The following is a 1,545-nucleotide window of genomic DNA, read 5'->3' as shown; positions in this document are numbered from 1 at the left end:
TCACGGGCAATGGCAAGCTCGATATCACGGCAGCTACCCTGGACCACCGCAATGCGACGACGGTGGCCAATCAGTTGACGGTGAACGCCGGCACGCTGGATAACCGCAGCGGCAGTCTGGCGCAGACGGGCAGCGGCTTGATGACGGTCGCGGCCACGGGCCAGCTCGACAACACGGGCGGCAAGATTGAGGGCAATGGCGATGCGCTGGTCAAGGCAAACACTTTGCTGAACAACACGGGCCGCATCGTGGCGGCGCAGGATGCCACATTGAACGTGAGCAGCCTGGACAATACGCAAGGCACGGTGGCCGCAGGACGCCATCTGGCATTGTCCGGTGGCGATATCGACAACACCAAGGGCCAATTGCAGGCAGTGGCCGGGGATGCCACGCTGAATGCCGGCAAATTCAACAATACGGCCGGCAACGTGTTCGCTGGCGCCAACTTGAACGCCACCTTGGCTAGCCTGGACAACACCGGCAGCCTGTATGCGGCCGGCAATCAAGCTTTGACCGCAACAGGTACCATCACGAACACGGGCGTCATCGCGGCACAGGGCAACAACAGCATCACGGCAAAGACGCTCGATAGCAGCACAAGCAGCTTGCTCGGCGCGGGCATGCAAGCCGATGGCAAGCTGGGCGCGGCTGGTGACTTGAGGATCAATACCACGCAAACGCTGGCCGCGCATGGCCAGAACCTGGCGGCGGGCAAGGCAAGCCTGACCGGCGCCAGCGTGGATCTGGCAGGCAGCCAGACCAGCGCCGCGAACATCGGCCTGACGGCAACACAGGGCGATGTCAGCACGAACAAGGCGGTGGTGACGACGCCAGGCACGCTCAACATCACGAGCAATGCCATCTTGCACAACACGGAAGGCACGTTGCAGGCGGGTCAGCTCGATCTGCACCTTGGCAATCTCGACAACGCCAAGGGTACCGTGATCCAGACGGGCACGGGCGATACCGTCATCCAGACGGGCAATCTCGACAACAGTGCCGGGCGCATCGCCGTCAATAGCAAAGACTTGAACATCGATGCGGCCACGCTGACGAACCGCGATGGCAAGATCGAGCATGCAGGCACGGGGACGTTGAATCTGCAGGCGGGCGTGCAGGACAACAGCAAGGGCCGCATCACGTCCGCCGCATCGGCCGACATCGTCAGCAAAAGCACACTGAATAATACCGATGGCGTGATGGCAGCGACTGCCGACTTGCATGTGGGCGGTGTGACTATCGACAACACGCGCGGTGTGTTGCAGGCGGACAATTTGCATCTGGATGCCGCGAATGTGCTGAACCAGCAGGGTACGCTCAGCGCCGGCACGGACCTGACGGCGACAGTGAGCGGTGACCTGAACAACGCTGGCCTGCTGTATGCAGGCCGCAATCAGCAACTGACGGTCGGTGGCTTGCTGAACAACACGGGATCGATTGCTTCCGTCAACAACACCCATATTACGGCGGGCAAAATGACCAGCAGCGGCTTGCTGGGCGCCGGCGTGAAAGCGGACGGCAGCCTGGGTGCGACAGGGGACTTGA

Annotated in this window: 1 protein-coding gene; it reads left to right on the top strand. The window is 61.9% G+C overall.

The annotated features are described in order from the left end of the window. On the top strand, positions 1-1,545 hold a 1,545-nt coding region (locus GCN75_RS28715; RefSeq protein WP_193317705.1), incomplete at both ends, for a beta strand repeat-containing protein.

The sequence above is a fragment of the Janthinobacterium violaceinigrum genome (assembly GCF_009208555.1).
Lineage (GTDB): Bacteria > Pseudomonadota > Gammaproteobacteria > Burkholderiales > Burkholderiaceae_D > Janthinobacterium > Janthinobacterium violaceinigrum.
The sequence above is the reverse complement of the archived record's forward strand: the minus strand, read 5'-3'. Positions and strand labels throughout refer to the sequence as shown.